This window comes from Paenibacillus contaminans (assembly GCF_003285015.1).
Classification (GTDB): domain Bacteria; phylum Bacillota; class Bacilli; order Paenibacillales; family NBRC-103111; genus Paenibacillus_V; species Paenibacillus_V contaminans.
In genome coordinates, this window is the sequence record NZ_QMFB01000033.1 from 14061 (window position 1) to 32257 (window position 18197).

The following is an 18197-nucleotide window of genomic DNA, read 5'->3' on the forward strand; positions in this document are numbered from 1 at the left end:
TGTAAGTTGCAAGAAAATGGACAGCGGGAAGCTAGCGATGATATGACGAACAGATCGAAATGAAAGAGGGCTTCCCTAAAGGGAGCCCTCTTTTGTATATCCATGCTATCGCTTGCTCAAACGATCATAGGCGTTCTTGAATGCTTGCGCCATCCGAGCGTCGACACCGTTCTTCAAGCTTCCCTTGTGTCCGTACTCCACAGCCGAGCCTTCGGCCTCATAGCCGCCCTCGGCGATAATCTTATCGTCCGGAATGTAGGCGGTCGAGTCGGCGTAGCCGAAAAACAGCAGCGTAACGCCGGGAAACAGCGCCTCCAGTTTTTGTTTCACTTCGCAACACGGTTCCCCGCCCATGTAGGCGATGTACAGGCTGTCGCTCAGTTTGGCGAGGCCGGCTCGAAGCTCGATATCGTCCGGCATGTCGTCATACTTGTCGAGCACGCGTACCGCAATTTTTCGAAGGCCCGGATACCCGTTCGCCGCCAGCTCCTCCAAATATGATTTAGGGAAGGGCTCCAACTCCAACCGTACGGTAAATTGGGAGGCGTCCAGCGTAAGCTTCACCGGAGAGAGTGCGCCCGGCGTCCGGCATAAACGCTTGATGCTCCGCGTCAGGGACAGCGCCATTTCGTCCACTTCCTCATAGGTGCAAGTAATGAACGAGCCGCCGTAGGCCGTTACTTTGGGACGGGAGTTGCCTCCGGCTCCTTGAAAAAACATGCCGACCGCGCCGAAATATTCAGCCTCCAGCAGTTGGCATGCGCGGCCGGGGAAATCGCCCGAGATATACGGCGTATCGCGCACGGTAACCGGATGGCAGGCATAATTGAACAGAATGACTCGCGTTTTTCCGGTCGTATCCAATACTCGGAGTACATGCAGCCGATCGTCTTTGACCCCTTGCGGATTCGGATTGTTCGTCACCTCTCCGCCAACAGGAAGCCTGCGGTTGATGTTCCAGTCGCCGGCGGCGCTTCCGTATTCCAGCGAGCCTTCAAACTCGTTCGCCATCGCGCGTGCGATGCAGCTTTGAATACGCGTCAGCAGAAAGGCTTCGTACTCCCCGGAATGCTGGCTGACATCGTCATAGCCTCGCACCGCCGGGCCGCCATGCGTATGGCTGTAAGTCAGGAATAACCGGTCAGGCGGAAATCCGAAATGACGTTCCGTCCACTCTTGTACGGTTCGGGTCAGGGCGGCGTCATGGAAAAGCAAGTCCAAAGAAATGAACAACAGCCGTTTATGCCCGTCATCCACCGACAGAGTGCGGACGTACAAGTCGTCGTGTATGCCAAGGAACGGTCGATCGAAATAGGAGGCGTAGCCGGACATATAAGTCGTTATGTCCGGCGTAATGAGATCTTTGGCAATCCCGAATCTCATCGATCTTCTCCTCAGCTGTGAGCGGTCAGCTTGGGCAGTCTGTCAGGCCAGTTAGCCACGCAAATGTATTCGAAGTCTTCTGCGGAAATGCAAGTAGCCTGGTGCACCACGTCTCTGGGAATGTACACGACGTCGCCTGCACCGACTTCATGCGTGGCGTCCCCTAGAATCAGTCGGGCTTTGCCGCCTGTAATGACATACACCTCTTCTTCGTCGTCATGGCAGCCTTCCGGCGTCGATTGGCCCGTTTTCAATCTGACGTAGTTACTGGATATCGTTTCGGCTTCATGCTCATCCAGAAAAGTGACGCCTTCTCCATGGAAACCTTGAAGCTCGGGTAGACGTTTGACGAATGCTTTGATCATAGTTGATTCCTCCATATGATTGGTATGTTTTTAACTTCAACTTGAGTTTATCGAATCGAATGGGAGGACAATACCGGCATTACGGTCATCATTTCGCAAAAGATGTCCTCTTGCTTTTACATGTATAATGAAGGACAGGTACTATCCCTTACGACGAGAAGGTGATCGAATGCTTCACGCATCGCCGGAAAATTACAACATCAAAACCAGGATCGGCCCCATATTGTTCGATATTTACCTTGATGATTCGTTTCTGTCCGCACAGGCGCCCAGCCGCTCGAACCGGCATAATCATGCCAACTTCGAGCTTCATTTTATCGTAGAAGGCGGCGGTCTCCTTGTGATGAACGGGGAAGAGATCCGGCTGCAGCCCGGCCATTACTACGTGATCCCGCCGGGCGTTTATCATGCAATCTTGACCGATCCGGCAATCCGTTTAAGCAAGTATACGTTTCGCTTCGACTACACGGAATTGAACGATTACGATACTTATTTTCCCGCTAACGAAGTCGAAAGACTGAAAACCGCGCTAACGGGAATCGGTTATTTCTACGAGCGGGACCAGGCCGGTAACATCCGTATTTTGCATGACGTCATCCATGAATTAAATACGCAATCCTTGGGGTATTACGCCAAGCTGCAATCCTGCTTCAACCAGGTGCTCGTTAACGTCATTCGTTCGACTGCATCCGGCACACAGCCTCCTTACCGGATACCGAGCCGCCTGGGTGACGATAACCGCAGCCTGATCATCGATGCGTTCTTCGATCAATACCGTTCGGATTTGACGCTGGAGCAGTTGGCCGGGCAGCTGCAGCTCAGTCCCCGCCAGACGAGACGCATCCTTTCCAAGCTGTACGGCACGACCTTCATGGAGAAATTGGAGGACATCCGGATCGAAGAGGCCAAGGACAGGCTGAAGCATTCGAAGGATTCGATCCTCATGATTTCCGAGAAGCTGGGTTTCACCTCGCAGGAGAGGTTCTGTACTTTGTTCAAGCAGAAGACCGGCGAGACACCTCAGTCTTATCGGAAAGCGTGGAAAAGCACAGAGGGGAGAGAAGGAGGGGAAGGCGCCGGGGTATCGGGAGAAAGCGAGTAACATTAGGGGGAAAATACTTCGGGAGATTCAGCCTTGGTTATCGATACGAAAAAATGAGCGACTCCCTTCCAAAAATCAGAAGCCGCGAAACCCAAAGCTATGTGGTTTCGCGGCTTCTTGCAGATTTACACGAGGTTTGACAGCCGACGTGTGACCGAGCACCGTGTGCCGGGAGTCGCGCTCGGTGCGGAATAGGCAGGGCTTATCAGTAACTCGGCTTCAACACATTGTAGATCATCATGGCGCTTTCCGCTCGGGTCTATTCCAAATTCCCCTTAACACTGCTCATCCTGGAGCGCATGCCCTAGGCGATATACGCTCCGTGAATGGATAAATGCCGAGAGCATACGGGGATTTCGCCGAGTACTATATATGAAAAAGGCGGAGGGATGAATATGCGCGCGCACCGTCTGTCAGCGATCAGCCCGATTGACCCGAAGACCTACCAAGAGCGGTTGAGCAAATGCAAAACCGACTTGGCCGCCAAGCGTGCGGAATTTGCCAAGTGCCGGGGAGAGCTGAAGGCCTGCAAGGAGGCGGCACGGCTCAAAAGCGAGCAAAATCAGCTGAGGAAAGCCCAAATGGCTCAGTTAAAGGCCGAATTGGCACGAACGGAGGCGCAGATTAAGCTAAGCCGCGAAGAACTGGAACTATGCATATTTGAGCTCTCCAAATGCAAGTCGGACTTGATTGCGTGCCGGATGTCTTATGTTTAAAAGCCCGGCGAACGTTTGGGTGTGCGCGGCCATAAAACCGGGGCAAAGGGCGAAGCGAGCCGGCGGAACGAAGGCGAGGGCGGCTTCGCCTGTCTGGCGGAGGGATGAGTTAAGCAAATGCCTTAAGCGGCTTGCGCTTTACCCGGAGCGAACCGCCGGCTGCAAACGATCCGCCGACGCTTGCGCGAGGAAGCTTAAGAAGCTGGACGCGGAAGCCCTGCAGTTGGATAAGAAGCTTACCGGACATGAGGACGGCGCTTGCCAATTCGCAAACGGCATTGGCGGAAAGCTCGAAGGATCTGGCTATGTGCAAATTGTCGCTGCTCAAGTGCAAAACCGATTTGGCGCGCTGCCGCCCGGGTTAAGCATGAACCTATAAGCCGGGCAGTACTAGAAAAAGTTAGTACTTATGCGTCCTGCGGCAATCCTTACAATTAAAGATAAGACCTGGTCCTTATAGCAGATGGCATATGCCCGGAGGCATAGAGCAGAGCCGGCTGCCGAGAGACCGCCAAGGAGGGCTTATCGATGAATGATTTGGTGCGTAAGCATTGGACATCGCTGCTCGGTGCGCTTTTTATCGTTAGCGCGTTCGTGTATTTGTTTAAATTTACGTTCGACCAAACCTGGTTTACGGAGGAGTTGAAAATCGGCTTAGGCCTGATCGCCGGAGCAGGGCTGGCCGCTTGGGGGCTGAAGCTGGCGATCGGCCGCGCCCGGATGGCGGGAGAAATTCTGTGCGGGCTGGGTGCGGCTATCGTGTATGCGACTTTTACGTTCGCTGGAATATATGAAACGTTATGGGATGCCATGACGGTGTTTTTGTGCATGGTAGCCGTAACCGTACTGCTGGCTTGGGCCGCTTATCGGTTCGGGCTTCGGACGCTTATTAATATCGTGCTGCTCGGGGCGCTTATTTCTCCGCTTGTCATGCGGTCCGAGAGCGATCAGGTGTTTACGCTGTTTCTTTATCTGCTTGTGCTGAATGCGGCGTTTTTCTTCCTGAGCATCCGCAAGAGCTGGACGGAACTGCGGCTGTTGGCTTTTATCGGGACTTGGCTGCTGTACATCGTCTATTACGTGCATTTCGAGCCGGACGTGAACGGGATTTGGAGCTTGCCGTTCCGTTATGCGACAGCGGCATACGTTTTTTATCTCATTGGTTTTGTAGCGTCTTCCTGGCGGAACGGGCGGAAGTTCGACGGATTGAATCTGTATTTGGGGTTTGCGAATGCCGTCATTTACGGCTTGTGGGCGGTGGCGCTGCTTGACGGCTATATGCCATTCGCTTATCCGCTTGCGATAATGGGGCTGCTCTATGTCGGGTTAGCTTATATCGTATACCGGCTGACCGGGAACGCATACAGCGAACCGGTTTTGACAAAATGGTTCGGCGGGCTGTTCCTGCTTCTGCTTGCAGGCTCCCAGATCGGCAAAGGGCTGGACGTTAAGCCGCTGCTCAGCGTTTATTTCTGGGGACTTGTTGCGGCGTTGCTTCTCGCAGCCGGTCAGAAAAAACGGCTGGACGCGTTTAAGCTGGCGGCCGCTCTCGTTTGGTTGGCGGCAGGCTTGTATTGGGTGGCTGTCACTTGGGATACGCCCCGCGGGGAATGGTTCGGCATTTATATTCCATTCCTAAACTGGGGAGCGCTGGCATGGGGCATTCTCGCCGGACTCGGCTTCTACTTCTCGGCGAAGGTGGAAATGAGCGGAAAAGGCTGGAACAATCCGCTTCTGGCCAATATATATGCCGTATTAAGCCATCTGATTGTGGGCGGCCTGCTTACCGTGCAAGTATCCAACGTGTTCGAGGAGTACCGGGTGGACCGCGTATTCGATTTGCCTCTCACTTTATCGGTCACTTGGGGGATTTATGCGCTTCTGCTGTTTTTGTGGGGGGCGTACAGCAAGCAGAACGTCTTTCGCATATTCGGTTCAGCCGTGTTGATTCTTGTGGCGGGCAAAACGCTCCTCTTCGACCTGGCGGGCGAGGATACGATATATAAAGTCATCGTGCTGTTCGTGCTCGGCATCATATCGCTGGCCATAACGTACATTAACGGCAAGTGGATCGGCAAGCAGCCGCAAGCAGGATATTTTGTAGGCGGTGCGGACGACGGCCAGGATGCGGCTGCGAAAGATGAGAACGCAGGGACGCAGGAAGATCGGCCGTAGCTCATCGGCGTCATCAACATAGCGGCTTCGCGAAGGGGTATCCCAGCCGTACGAGGTTCGACAGCCGCCGTGTGACTGCTTGCCGCGCGCCGGGATTCACGCAGGGTACCGGACCGGCTGGTGCGGAGTGAGGCAGTCCCGTAAAAAGACAAATAGGCTTCCAAACCTGCCGTAGCGGGAGTGGAAGCGTATTTGTTTGCTTTTAAACCGGTTGCCTTGGGCCCTCTTTGTACATTGTAGTCCGAATCAGCCCGCTTGGAGTAAGGAAACGAGGTTACTTTTATGCTGTAGTCCGATTTCACCTGCTTGGGGAATGGATTTACCGGTGTGCCGAGCCAAAAAGCCGCTGCAAGCAGGCGTTTTCGGACTGCAGGCGAGTAAGGGGCTCCGGACTCGATTCCAATTGGGCAAAATCGGACTGCAGCCGCGCAAGCGGCGAGCGAGTGGGGCGTTGGAGCCCATACCGCTTCCCTCCCCCAAGCGCAAACGTCAATCATACACCACCGACTCTGAAAGGCGTTTTTCTTAAAATATAAGGCCTAATAAGTGCTTATATATTCAACGGTAAACGCGCTCGTCCAAGCTTATGCTTACGAAGTCGCTTTCTTCGAAATCGTTTGGGAGGCGCAGCCGTTTTTACGGACAGGCGCGATCGCCGGGCCTAGTTTTCATCGCAGCTTGCGACCCGAACGGTCATGAACGTTTATCCTACAGCTTAAAACGGTGAGCCGCCTGCTGCAGCTCCTGGGCCATGCCGCTGATCGCCTTGGAAGCCGATTCGACTTCTTCCATAGCGGCAAGCTGCTCCTCCGTGAAGCCGGAAATCGTCTGGGCCGCTGCGGCCGATTCGCCGGCCATCTTGCGCATGTCCTGAAGCGATGCGGCGACCTGCTGCGCGCTTGCCGACATTTGCTCGGATGCGGCGGACGCTTCCTGAATGTGCTCGACAACTTGCTTCGTCGCTTGCAGGATGTGCTCGAAGGCGATTCCGGAGTTCGTTACGGCCTCTACGCTGTTGTTGACTTCCTGATCGCTCCGGTTCATTTCCTTGACGGCGAACGAAATGTTGCCCTGTATCGCTTCGATCAGCTCCGAAACCTGCTGAGCGGATTGGCTGGAGCGCTCCGCCAGCTTGCGCACCTCGGAGGCGACGACGGCGAAGCCTTTACCGGTTTCCCCGGCTCGCGCCGCTTCGATTGCGGCGTTGAGGGCGAGCAGGTTCGTCTGGTCGGCGATTTCCGTAATGACCTGTACGATGTCGCCGATTTGCTGCGAGCGGTCCTCGAGCAAACCGATTACGCCGGCAAGATCGGTCACGGTTGTGCGCAGCGCGTTCATTTGGTCGATCGACAGTTTAATTTGCTGCTGTCCTTGCTCTGCTTCGCGAGCGGTATTCTCCGATACTTCGAAGGCGGACGAAGACGTTTCGGCGATGCGCTGAATGCCCGCGGCCATCTCCTCCATGGCGTTGGCGCTTTCCTCCACATTGACCGCCTGCGTATGCGTAACGGCCGAAATATCTTGAATCGAGGTGGCGATTTGGTTCGACGCCTGCGTAATCTCATGAATCGAGGAGGAGAGCCGCGCCGATTTGCCGGTAACCATATCCACGCTTCCGCTGATTTGGGTCACGAGCTGCCGCAGGTTATCGCGCATTTGCCCGAACATGCCGGCGAGCCGGCCGATTTCGTCGTTGTTGCGGATGCGGGATTCCGACGCCGTCAGATCGCCTTCCGCGATGCGCTTCGTTTGGGCGGTTACCTGAAGCAACGGGCGGGCCACATGCCGGGCGAACAAAAGCGAGAAAACGGAGCCGACGACGATACAAGCGGCCAATGTCAGGATGATGACGTTGAAAATATGCTTTTGTCCGTAGTTGTAATCGATCATGTAGGAGCCGGCGGCGATAACCCATCCCCATTCGGCGTAGTAAGTGCCGTAGACGATCTTCGTTTCTTCCTTTACCGCGTCGCTTTCATTCGTTTTGGGGAGCGGCCATTCGTAGTAGGTGAATCCGCCTCCGTCATTTTTGGCCTTGCCGATGACGTCTTGAATATAGAAGGTTCCGTCGGAAGACTGTTTGTCCCAGATGTTGTCGCCCTCAATAAGCGGGTGCGCAAGCAGGGTCCCTTTCTCGTCCAGCACATAAAAATAGCCGTTCGAGCCTAGATCGATATTCGTGTTGATTTTGCGTTTGCCGTCTTGCAGCGGCCCGAGAAGCAGTGTTTTGGCGCGCTCTTGCGCCTCCTCCCTCGTCATTGTCCCCGATTTGACCGACTCGTTGAACGAGTTGACAAGCTCGGCCGCAAATTTGACGTTGTTGCGCAGGTTTTTCTCGATCAGGCTGTCCGATTCGTTCTTGGACGCCTCGTAGCTGATCGTGCCGACCACCGCAATGGGGACGATCAATAAAAACAAACAAGCGGCCAGCAGCTTGAAGCGGATCGTATTTTTAAACCGGAATGACGGCAGTGAACTCATGGGCATTTCCTCCTGGTCCGGACGGACTGGTTTTTGATACGCGTTTCAAATATTATAATGGGAAAACCCTCCAGTAAAGGTTAAGCATTTACGAACATTATGTGAATTTGTTAATAATTGCTACAATGGAGATCTATATAGGTTGTTTATTCGTTCGACTTATAAGGAGTAGGATGATTCCGGGTTGTCAGTCATTATATGGTACAATATTCATAAATGGGGCGGAAAAAACGGGGGCATTCGACAAGCGTACGGCAGTTGGCGTGTAGAGGAGGATTCGGGTGATTCGGATCGGACTGGCCGGGTGGGGAGACCATGCGGATTTGTATACGGGCGGCTCGTCGAGCCGCGACAAATTGAAAACCTACGGCGGCCACTTCCCGGTTGTTGAGGTGGACAGCTCGTTTTATGCCGTGCAGCCCGCCCGCAATGCGGAGAAATGGGTGAGCGAAACGCCGGACGGGTTCGGATTTGTTTTTAAGGCCTACCAGGGAATGACAGGCCATCTGCGCGGCGCGCATCCTACACATCCGTTCGAGAGCGGGGAAGCGATGTTTCAGGCGTTCCGGGAATCGATCCAGCCGGTCGTCGACGCCGGTAAAATGAAGGCGGTTCTTTTTCAGTACCCCCCTTGGTTCGACTGTACCCGCGAGCATGTTAACGAACTGAGGGAAGCGAAGCGGCTGATGGAGGGGCTGCCGGTGGCGCTAGAGTTTCGCAACAGGACCTGGTTTACTCGGGAGATGGAGGCCAAGACGCTTTCTTTTATGGAGCGGGAGGGATGGATCCACAGCGTTTGCGACGAGCCGCAGGCGGGGATCGGGTCAATTCCTACGGTGCTGAAAGCGACGGACCGAAGGCAAACGATCGTCCGTTTTCACGGGCGGAACGAGAGCGGCTGGAATAGCGACGGGCGAGAGCGGCAAAGCTGGCGGGAGGTCCGGTACTTGTACCGTTATAGCGCGCGGGAGCTTCTGGAGTGGAAGGAACGGCTGGAACGTCTTCAGGAGGAAAGCGAAGAAGTGATCGTCATCTTCAACAACAATTCGGGCGGCGATGCGGCGGCCAACGCCAAGCAGCTTATGGCGATGCTCGGAATCGGCGACGAGGGGCTCGGACCCCGGCAGCTGGACTTATTTTGACAGGAATCGGCAGCGCTTTCCATTCTTTTTGTCGTAAGGTAGAATGAGATAAATGTGAAAACCCGAGGTGAGACGGAATGCGGCGGAGCAGGCTTGCGGCCAAAATGGTTTTGCTGACGTTCGTGTTGATTTGGATCATTCCTATACAGGCGAAAGCAGCCGCGAATCCGATTGTCGTATCGATTGACGGCAGCCCGGTGGCATTCGACGTGCAGCCCGTTATCATTGACGGAACGACGCTTGTACAGGTACGGCCGATAATGGAAAAGCTGGGTCTCGATATTCGCTGGAACGGCGACACCCAGACGGTAAGCGGATCGTTCAAAGGGAATGCGCTCGTTCAACTGTCGATCGGCAGCAGAACGGCCCAAATCGGGGGCGCTTCGACGCTGCTGGAAGTTGCGCCGCGTTTAATCGACGGCTACACGTTCGTGCCGCTCAGAGTAGTCGGGGAGGCGACGGGAAGAGTCGTCGTTTGGAACGGGCAGGATCAAACCATCGCAATTCATACGCCGTTGTCCGTCTATATCGGGGAGCTGCTGCTCGACAAGGGCAAGCTGAGCTATGAAGGCGACACGCTTGCTAACGGCGTATGGAACGGGCCGGGAAAGCTGTTCGCGGACGGGGCCAAGCTGTATGACGGCGAACTGAAGGACGGCCGGCTGAACGGTTACGGCTTTTTGTACCGCGTAGAGGACGGAGCGCTGTTGTATGCGGGGAATTTTGCCGATAACGCGCCGGATGGCGAAGGGGTTCGTTATTTGAAGGACGGCTCAAAGTATACGGGCGACTTTGCGGAAGGGAAGCAGTCCGGAAACGGAAGCTTGCTGGATGCGGAAGGGTCTCTGCTTTTCCAGGGAAAATGGAAGGACGATCTCAAGAACGGCGAAGGGGTCGCCTACCGGAAAGGGAAAGTGATCGAGAAGGGCGTTTACGCCGGCGGAAGTATGTGGGAAGGCCGGAGCGTCCGGATGACCTTCATGAACGGCGACAGTGCCGTCGATATTTACGAGGCCGGTGTCGCGGCCAATCGCGAGTTGACCGATTTGTCGGGGCGTCTCGTTTATGCAAGCAAGGACGAGCCCTCTTTATATGACGATGAGCTCCGGTATACAAGCGAAGCCCAGCGGCTGACGGTATACGTTCCCGCATATTGGAGAGGGAAATTCGAGGTGACGGAGAAAGGCCGTCAGATTGAGATTTCTTCTAAAGCTTCCTCCGGCTCCGGCAAAAACGGGATGCTGGCTTCCATATATGTTTACACGGACGCCGAGCTGCAGGAGCTTGGCGGCGCCGAGGAAATTCCGTACACGCCGATCGGATCGGCGAACGGACGTTTTTATTTTTACACGGCGGCGAAGGACGATTTGTCTGGTTATGAGGCGGGGGACGGAGACTCGGAGCTTTTTTACCGGCTGCTTTTCGGGGTTCCTTATGTCATCGGGCATCTACAATTCATAGAGAACTAGATAAGGTCGCACCGGGCGGCTTGAAGCTTCCGTTCGAGACTATAGAGAACCGCAATTCTTCTACGGAGGAATGCGGTTTTTTTGCGAATCTCAGAAAGTATACCTCCGGGATTGTTCGATTTCCCTTTTCCGGTAAACGCGCCAATCCTTTAAAGGATGGCAAAGCCGTTCAACCTGCGCTGCCATTAAGGCTCCACTATATGCTTGTAGTCCGAAAACGCCCACTTGGAGCATGGAATCGAGGTTCGACTTACGCTGGAGTCCGATTTTGCCGGCTTGGAGAGCGGATTCACAGGTGTGCCGAGCAAAATACCCGCTGCAAGCAGGCGCTTTCGGACTACATGCGGGTAATGGAAGCCGTACTCGATTCCAAGACGGCAAAATCGGACTCCAGTGCATGCAAGCGAAGAGCGAGGAGGGGCAAGCGGGAATGAATACGGTTGGAGGACCGGTTAAATGTCAAAGACGTGACAGAAAGCACCGAAGGCGAACAAGAGGTAATGGGTATGGGCTGTAAAGTTTACGTGCCGCCTTTGAAATCGTGTTTCTCCCTCGTAATAAGTTCAAAGAAACACGATTTCAAGAGCGGCTGAAAGCCTATACCCATTGCCTCACCAACGGACAAACGTATATCAAACATCAAAGCCGCCGCAAGGCGGTTTTCATGGTTGTGCGGTAACGTATGCGGGAAAATGGAGCGTCGGGATGCCGAAGGGATTTGTGCTTGCTGGGGACGTGTTAAACATAAAATAAACATAACTGTACAAAATATATACAACTATGTATTTTTGTTGTACAATGAATTTGTAAAAGAGCGGCGTGCTTCGTCCCTCATCTGCCGAGGGCGGGAGCGGATTTTGCAGCAAAGCCTTACCGGCTTGAATACGCTGTAAGTATAGATGGTTCATCCAGTGTGACGAATAGTGTACAACATTGTACAAAACGTAAAAAGTAAGAGTACAACATGGGAGTTGGGCGCGATGGAAATGGTTATGCGCAATTTATTTCAATCGCTTGCGAAAAGCCGTGCAGCCAATAAAATGGCAAAACGATACGGTCTCCGGTTCGGAGCGGGCCGATTCGTGGCGGGCGAAACGATCCAGAGAGCGATCGAAGCGGTGCGGGAGCTGAACCGGGAAGGGAAGGTCGTCACCCTCGATCATCTTGGCGAATTCGTTTTTACGGAAGAGGAAGCGAACGAGTCGGCGGACATGTGCCTGAAGACGCTGGATGCGATCAACGAGGCGGGAGTTTCGTCCAATCTGTCGCTCAAAATGACGTCGCTCGGCTTAGATATCAGCCGCGAGCTGTGCGTGCGCAACATGCGCCGCATTTTGGATCGGGCCAAGGCATACGGCAACTTCGTGCGGATCGATATGGAGGATTTCGCGCATTGCCAAATTTCGTTCGATATTCTCCGCGAGCTGCGGCAGGAGTACGACAATGTCGGAATCGTCGTTCAAGCGTATTTGTACCGGACGATGCAGGATATCGACGATTTGAAGGAGCTGCGGCTCAACCTGCGGTTGGTTAAAGGCGCTTACAAGGAGTCTCCTGAAGTGGCCTACCCGGAGAAGAAGGATGTCGACGCCAACTTCCGGGCGATCATCAAGCGGCATCTTTTGAACGGCTGCTATGCGGCCATCGCGACCCACGACGAATCGGTAATTGCGGATATGAAAGCGTTTATTAAAGAACAGGGCATATCGAATGATCAATTCGAGTTTCAGATGCTGTTCGGCATTTGCGTCGATTTGCAAAACCGTCTCGTGGAAGAAGGCTACCGCGTACGCGTGTATGTCCCGTACGGTATCGACTGGTTCGGCTATTTCATGCGAAGGCTGGCCGAGCGGCCGGCGAACGTCTGGTTCGTTCTGAAGAATATGTTCAAGTAATGCATCGAATCGTTTACCGATTTTTAACTACATTTCATATAAGGGGAGATTCTCCATGACACAGCTGACACAGAAAGTCGCGCCTTTCGCCACCGAACCGTTCACCGATTTCAGCCTTCCGGAAAACAAGCAAGCGATGGAAGCGGCACTGGCCAAAGTAAAAAACGAGCTCGGCAAAAGCTATCCGCTGCATATCGGCTCGGACAAAATCGAAACCGGAGACAAAATCGTATCGATCAATCCGGGTAACGTCGACCAAACGATCGGCACCGTCAGCAAAGCGAGCAAAGAACTGGCTGAGCAGGCTATGCAAACCGCAGTCGGGGCTTTCGAGACGTGGAAAAGAGTACCTGCCCGCGAGCGCGCCGAATTCCTGTTCGAAGCGGCTAAGCGGATGCGCGAGCGCAAGCATGAATTTTCGGCATGGATGGTGTACGAAGCCGGTAAAAACTACGCCGAAGCGGATGCCGACACGGCCGAAGCGATCGATTTCATGGAATATTATGCCCGCGAAATGATTCGTTTAAGCGAGACGTCGATTCATCAGCCGCTCGTTAAGCTGGAAGGCGAGGACAACCGTCTGACCTATATCCCGCTCGGCGTCGGCGTTGTCATCCCGCCTTGGAACTTCCCGCTAGCGATCTGTGTCGGGATGACGACGGCGGCGATCGTTTCGGGCAATACGGTCGTGCTGAAGCCGGCTTCGACGACGCCGGTCATCGCGCATAAATTTGTCGAGCTGATGGAAGAAGTCGGCCTGCCTGCAGGCGTTTTGAACTTCATTCCGGGCAGCGGCGCCGAAGTGGGCGACTATTTGACAATGCACCCGAAAACGCGGTTCATCAGCTTTACGGGCTCGAAGGAAGTCGGTCTGCATATTAATCGTCTCGCAGCGCAAACGTCGGAAGGGCAAATTTGGATCAAGCGCCTTGTAGCGGAAATGGGCGGCAAAGACGGCATCGTCGTCGACGAAACGGCGGATCTGGACGCGGCTGCCGCGGCGATCGTGGCTTCGGCCTTCGGCTTCCAGGGGCAAAAGTGCTCTGCAGGCTCTCGCGCCATCATCGTCGAATCCGTATACGACAAGGTTGTCGATAAAGTTGCCGCGCTTGCAAGCAAACTGACGGTAGGTCTGCCTGAGCTTAACTATCCGATCGGACCAGTCGTTGACAAGACGTCATACGAGCGTATCCTGGGCTACATCGAAATCGGCAAAACGGAAGGCCGGTTGCTTGTAGGCGGAGGAGCGGCGGAAGGAAACGGCTACTATATTCAGCCGACGGTTTTCGCCGACGTTGACGGCAAGGCTCGCATCATGCAGGAAGAGATTTTCGGCCCTGTGCTGGCAATTGCCAAAGCGAAGGATTGGAAGCATGCGATCGAAATGTTCAACGATACGGAATTCGGCTTGACCGGCGCGTTTTTCTCCGCGGTGGAAGAGCGTATCGAGGAGGCGCTCGAAACGGTGCATTGCGGCAACCTGTATATCAACCGCAAATGTACGGGCGCGCTTGTCGGCGTGCATCCGTTCGGCGGGTTCAATATGTCCGGTACGGATTCCAAGGCGGGCGGCCACGACTACCTGCTCCTTTTCACCCAAGCGAAGCTGACATCGAGAAAGCTGTAATACACGCAAGGAAATCCCGTACCGGATGGTGCGGGACTTTTCGTTTTAGACGGAAAACGAACATGGAAGGTTGGTGCGGTGAAGGCATAATCCGTTCGTACTCATGAAATAAAATTTCATAAGTATATAATTTTTATATTTTAAAATTTCAATAGTAGTATATAATAAAGGTAGAGTACGATGAGAAACGCTAGGTTCATCGGCATAATCGAATAAGGTCATACTAGATAGAAGCGAAAAAATAAACTGCTGACCAGTTACGCAACAGGGAGAGGGGACATCATGACGGATATGACGGAATTGCTGGCGGCGATGAGCTTGCGGCAAAAAATCGGGCAAATGATACAAGCGGGATTTGAGGGCACGGAGCCTAACGAGGCGGTCACGGAGCTGATCGAGAAGCATCATCTCGGCGGCGTTATTTTGTTCGCACGGAATATCGGCACGCTCGAGCAAGTCGCGTCCTTGAACGAAGGGCTGCAGAAATCGGCTGAGCGCTCGGGTACTTTGCCGCTTTGGATTTCGATCGACCAGGAGGGCGGCATGGTGGCGCGCATTACCGAGGGCGTAGCGCTTATGCCTGGCAATATGGCGATTGCTGCAGGCGGGTCGGCGGATGCCTCGTATCGGGCCGCTTACGTATCAGGCCGCGAGCTGCGGGCGCTGGGGATTAACTTGAACTTCGCTCCGGTTCTTGATGTAAACGTCAATCCGGACAACCCGGTCATCGGCGTCCGTTCGTTCGGGGAATCTCCGGAGACGGTCGGCCGTTTCGGCGCAGCGGCTATACGCGGTTATCAAGAAGCGAATGTGGTTGCGACCGCGAAGCATTTTCCCGGACATGGGGATACGAATGTCGATTCCCATCTCGATCTGCCTACCATTACGCATAGCCGGGATAGAATCGAGCGGGTGGAGCTTGCTCCGTTCCGCCGGGCGATTGCTGGCGGCGTCGATGCGATCATGTCTTCGCATATTTATTTTCCGGCATTCGAGTCGCAGAAGCTGCCGGCTACGTTATCGCACGCCGTATTAACCGGGCTGCTTAGGCAGGAGCTGGGCTACGAAGGCGTCATCATGACGGATTGCATGGAAATGCAAGCCATCTCCGATCATTACGGCACGATTCGTGCTGCGGTTATGGCGGTAGAAGCCGGGGCCGATACCGTTCTGATCAGCCACAGATACGATTTGCAGGTCGGGGCGATCGAAGCGCTTGTGGAAGCGGTCGAGTCGGGACGCATAAGCGAAGAACGGATCGACGAGTCTGTCAAGCGGCTGCTTGTATTAAAGCAGAGAAGGGGACTGCTCGAAGGCGGCGAACAACATGCCGACAGGGAGCGCGTATATTTGCCGATCGAACAGATCGGCAGCGCCGAGCATCGCGAGGTAGCCCGCCGCATCAGCGAAGCGAGCATCACGCTTGTCAAAGACGAGCAGGGTCTTCTCCCGCTGCTCCCCGCCGTCAAGACGCTCGTCATCAGCTTCGAGGCCGCGGTGTCCTCCTTCGTCGACGAAGCGATCTCCATGAAGGCGACGCTTGGCAAAGCGCTGTCCGCCGAGGGCTTGAGCATCGAAGAGACGGTCATTCCGCTTGCCGAAGCGGGTGGGCGGCTGACCGAGGCTGTCGAGCGGGCGAAGTCGTCCGAATTCGGACAGATCGTCATCGGCACCTATAACGCGTCGCTGAATCCGGCTCAGGCACAGCTGGTTCAAGCCGTACAAGCGCTCGGCGTCAAGCTCGTCATCGTCGCATTGCGGAATCCGTACGATCTTCGCCGGTTCCCGGAGGTTTCTACGTACGTCGCCGCGTACGAATCCAGGCCGCTTGCGCTCAGCAGCGCCGCTAAAGTGCTGACGGGCGCGATCCCTGCGACAGGCAAGCTGCCGGTTACCTTGTAAACGCAGGAATGAGTGCCGGGGCAGCCGGATCATACGACATTCCAAGCGAGAAGCCTCCAAATCCGTAAGATGGAATGGAGGCTTCTTTTTGGCGCTCGTCTAAAGCTTATGCTTACGAAGTCGCTTTCTTCGAAAGCGTTTAGGACGGCGTAACCGTTTATTCTTGTCGATTGAAAACAAAACGCCTCCATATCCGCTGAACAAGCAGGACTGGGGGCGTTTTGCGGCCCAAAATCAAGTTAAGCCATACTCCCGCATTTTGTTGTACAGCGTCGCGCGGGAAATGCCGAGCAGCTTGGCTGCCGCGCTTTTGTTGCCGTACGTCTTGCGCAGCGCTTCCTCGATCATCGCCGCTTCCTGTTCTCCCGAGACGCGGGCTTTCAGCAGCATGTCGGTGCCCGCATCGTCAGCCGTTTCTTCACCGTCGTCCGCAAGCATTTCCTTCGGCAGATCGGCAAGCCCGACCGTCCCGTTATCCTGCAAAAGCACGAATCGTTCCGCTACTTGCTGCAGCTCGCGCATGTTGCCAGGCCATTCGTAATTCATGAGGGCCGCCATAACCGGCGAATCCAGCCTAGGCAGCGGTTTCTGGTATTTGGCGCTGAGCTGCCGCAGAAAAAATTGCACGAGCTGCGGTATATCCTCCGTACGTTCGCGGAGCGGCGGAATCGTAATGCTTACGGCGCTTAGTTTATAGTAAAGCGAGCTTTTGAAGCTTCCCTGCTTCCATTTGTCGAACAGAACGGGCGCTGCGGACGCGATGATCCGGGCGTTCAGTCGAATCGGCTCGGCATATCCCGGGCGGGTAAAAAAGCCCTGCTCCATCGCTTGCAAAAGCTTCATTTGAAGCTCTGCGGGAAGCTCGTCGATCTCGTCGATGAACAGCGTGCCGCCGGCCGCTTGCTCCAGCTTGCCGGGTCTTGCTTCAGGCTCCGCGCCGGTAAACGCACCGCTCTGATAGCCGAAAAGCTCGGATTCCAGAATGCCGGCCGGATAGGCGCCGCAGTTAAAGGATAGGAACGGGCCATGCTGTCTTGTGCTTGCTTCATGTACCGTTTGCGCGAGCAGCTCGTTCTCCGAGCCGTGCTCCCCGATCAGCAGCAAAGCGCTGTCGGTAGCGGCGACCTTGAGCGCCTGCCTGATCGCGGGCTGCAAGCCGTCTACGCTCATGAACAGATCCATCGGACGATCGCTTTCGAGCCATAACGGAGCTTCATACAGCTCCTTGTTCAAACGCACGATTCGCGTAATATCATGCTCGGTTGCGATGCCCCCGATAATTTCGTTCGCTTCGACGATCGGCGATGCATTGATCAGGACATGCTTGTCCCCCGTCGGCTGATGATACACTTGGCGAACCGTACGGCCCTCGTCCAAGATGCGGTACAGCATAATCGACTCCGCTTCGAAATGCTCGCCGATCGTCTGCCCGACGATTTGCTCGCGCTTGATGCCGTACGTTTGCTCAGCCGCAGTGTTCCAGCAAAGCACCTTGCCGAATTTATCGACGGCGGTTACCGCATCGCCGACCGTTTCCGCAAGCGTCATGAAATAGGCCCACAGCTGCTTGTTTTCTTTAAGCATAAGCGGAGCAAGCTCGGCGGCAGCAACGATGCCGGCGATTCCGCCATCCGTTTCGCCGCGAATCAAGAGCGGTCTTGTCCAATCGATCGCTGCGGATGACGACTCTTCCGCCGTGCAGATTGCGGAAGGGGGGATCGCCATTTCCCGAACGGCATGGATTAGCGGCCTTTGTCCGGCTTTATGGGCGGCGGCAATGAATTCGCTTGCGGCAAGCGCATACGGCGGTTCGCTTTCGATGACGACGTACGGTTCGTCTTTATGTTGTTTGGAAGCTTCCGTCCCCGATAGCTGCGGAGAGACGGACGCGAAGGTACGGGTTAAAGGAAGTTGGCCGAACCGGAGCATAGTCGTTTCCT

General features: G+C 54.8%; 13 protein-coding genes. 9 read left to right on the forward strand and 4 right to left on the reverse strand.

Annotation, left to right across the window (positions count from 1 at the left end; translation table 11 throughout):
* Positions 1-105: 105 nt before the first annotated feature.
* Positions 106-1383: a neutral/alkaline non-lysosomal ceramidase N-terminal domain-containing protein gene (locus tag DQG23_RS34555; RefSeq protein WP_113035607.1), complete on the reverse strand. Its 1278-nt coding sequence runs from the start codon at positions 1381-1383 to the stop codon at positions 106-108.
* Positions 1384-1394: 11 nt separating this feature from the next.
* Entirely contained in the window at positions 1395-1748 is a 354-nt protein-coding gene (locus DQG23_RS34560) for a cupin domain-containing protein (RefSeq protein ID WP_158560854.1), read from the reverse strand.
* A gap of 169 nt (positions 1749-1917) precedes the next feature.
* Between DQG23_RS34560 and DQG23_RS34565 the strand changes: the two genes are divergently transcribed.
* From DQG23_RS34565 to DQG23_RS34580, 4 genes are all read left to right on the forward strand, one after another.
* Positions 1918-2850 (forward strand): AraC family transcriptional regulator, encoded by a 933-nt coding sequence (locus DQG23_RS34565; RefSeq protein ID WP_158560855.1) that lies wholly within the window; start codon positions 1918-1920, stop codon positions 2848-2850.
* A gap of 395 nt (positions 2851-3245) precedes the next feature.
* Positions 3246-3566, forward strand: a complete 321-nt coding sequence (locus tag DQG23_RS34570; RefSeq protein ID WP_113035610.1) for an efflux RND transporter periplasmic adaptor subunit — start codon at positions 3246-3248, stop codon at positions 3564-3566.
* A complete protein-coding gene (locus DQG23_RS34575) occupies positions 3559-3945 on the forward strand; it encodes a hypothetical protein (protein WP_113035611.1) in 387 nt (128 codons plus the stop codon). Before DQG23_RS34570 ends, DQG23_RS34575 begins: the two co-directional genes overlap by 8 nt.
* Before the next feature lie 149 nt (positions 3946-4094).
* The gene (locus DQG23_RS34580; protein WP_113035612.1) at positions 4095-5741 is read left to right on the forward strand and encodes a DUF2339 domain-containing protein; all 1647 of its coding nucleotides are present in this window, start codon (positions 4095-4097) and stop codon (positions 5739-5741) included.
* A 708-nt stretch (positions 5742-6449) separates the two neighbouring features.
* On the opposite strand, the gene DQG23_RS34585 is transcribed toward DQG23_RS34580, so the two are convergent.
* On the reverse strand, positions 6450-8222 hold the full coding sequence (locus DQG23_RS34585) for a methyl-accepting chemotaxis protein (RefSeq protein WP_158560856.1): 1773 nt from the start codon (positions 8220-8222) through the stop codon (positions 6450-6452).
* Positions 8223-8503: 281 nt separating this feature from the next.
* On the opposite strand from DQG23_RS34585, the gene DQG23_RS34590 reads away from it, so the two are divergent.
* The 5 genes from DQG23_RS34590 to nagZ all read left to right on the forward strand — a co-directional run bounded on the left by DQG23_RS34590 (position 8504) and on the right by nagZ (position 16257).
* Positions 8504-9364: a DUF72 domain-containing protein gene (locus DQG23_RS34590; RefSeq protein ID WP_113035614.1), complete on the forward strand. Its 861-nt coding sequence runs from the start codon at positions 8504-8506 to the stop codon at positions 9362-9364.
* A 77-nt stretch (positions 9365-9441) separates the two neighbouring features.
* On the forward strand, positions 9442-10833 hold the full coding sequence (locus tag DQG23_RS34595) for a stalk domain-containing protein (RefSeq protein ID WP_113035615.1): 1392 nt from the start codon (positions 9442-9444) through the stop codon (positions 10831-10833).
* A 980-nt stretch (positions 10834-11813) separates the two neighbouring features.
* Complete coding sequence (locus DQG23_RS34605; RefSeq protein ID WP_113035617.1) at positions 11814-12728, forward strand: proline dehydrogenase family protein; 915 nt, start codon at positions 11814-11816, stop codon at positions 12726-12728.
* A gap of 55 nt (positions 12729-12783) precedes the next feature.
* Positions 12784-14355 (forward strand): L-glutamate gamma-semialdehyde dehydrogenase, encoded by a 1572-nt coding sequence (gene pruA / locus DQG23_RS34610; RefSeq protein ID WP_113035618.1) that lies wholly within the window; start codon positions 12784-12786, stop codon positions 14353-14355.
* 282 nt (positions 14356-14637) lie between these two features.
* Positions 14638-16257 (forward strand): beta-N-acetylhexosaminidase, encoded by a 1620-nt coding sequence (nagZ, locus tag DQG23_RS34615; protein WP_238178175.1) that lies wholly within the window; start codon positions 14638-14640, stop codon positions 16255-16257.
* A 234-nt stretch (positions 16258-16491) separates the two neighbouring features.
* Here nagZ and DQG23_RS34620 read toward each other — a convergent pair whose 3' ends face one another.
* Positions 16492-18186: a sigma-54 interaction domain-containing protein gene (locus DQG23_RS34620; RefSeq protein WP_113035619.1), complete on the reverse strand. Its 1695-nt coding sequence runs from the start codon at positions 18184-18186 to the stop codon at positions 16492-16494.
* Positions 18187-18197: the final 11 nt, after the last annotated feature.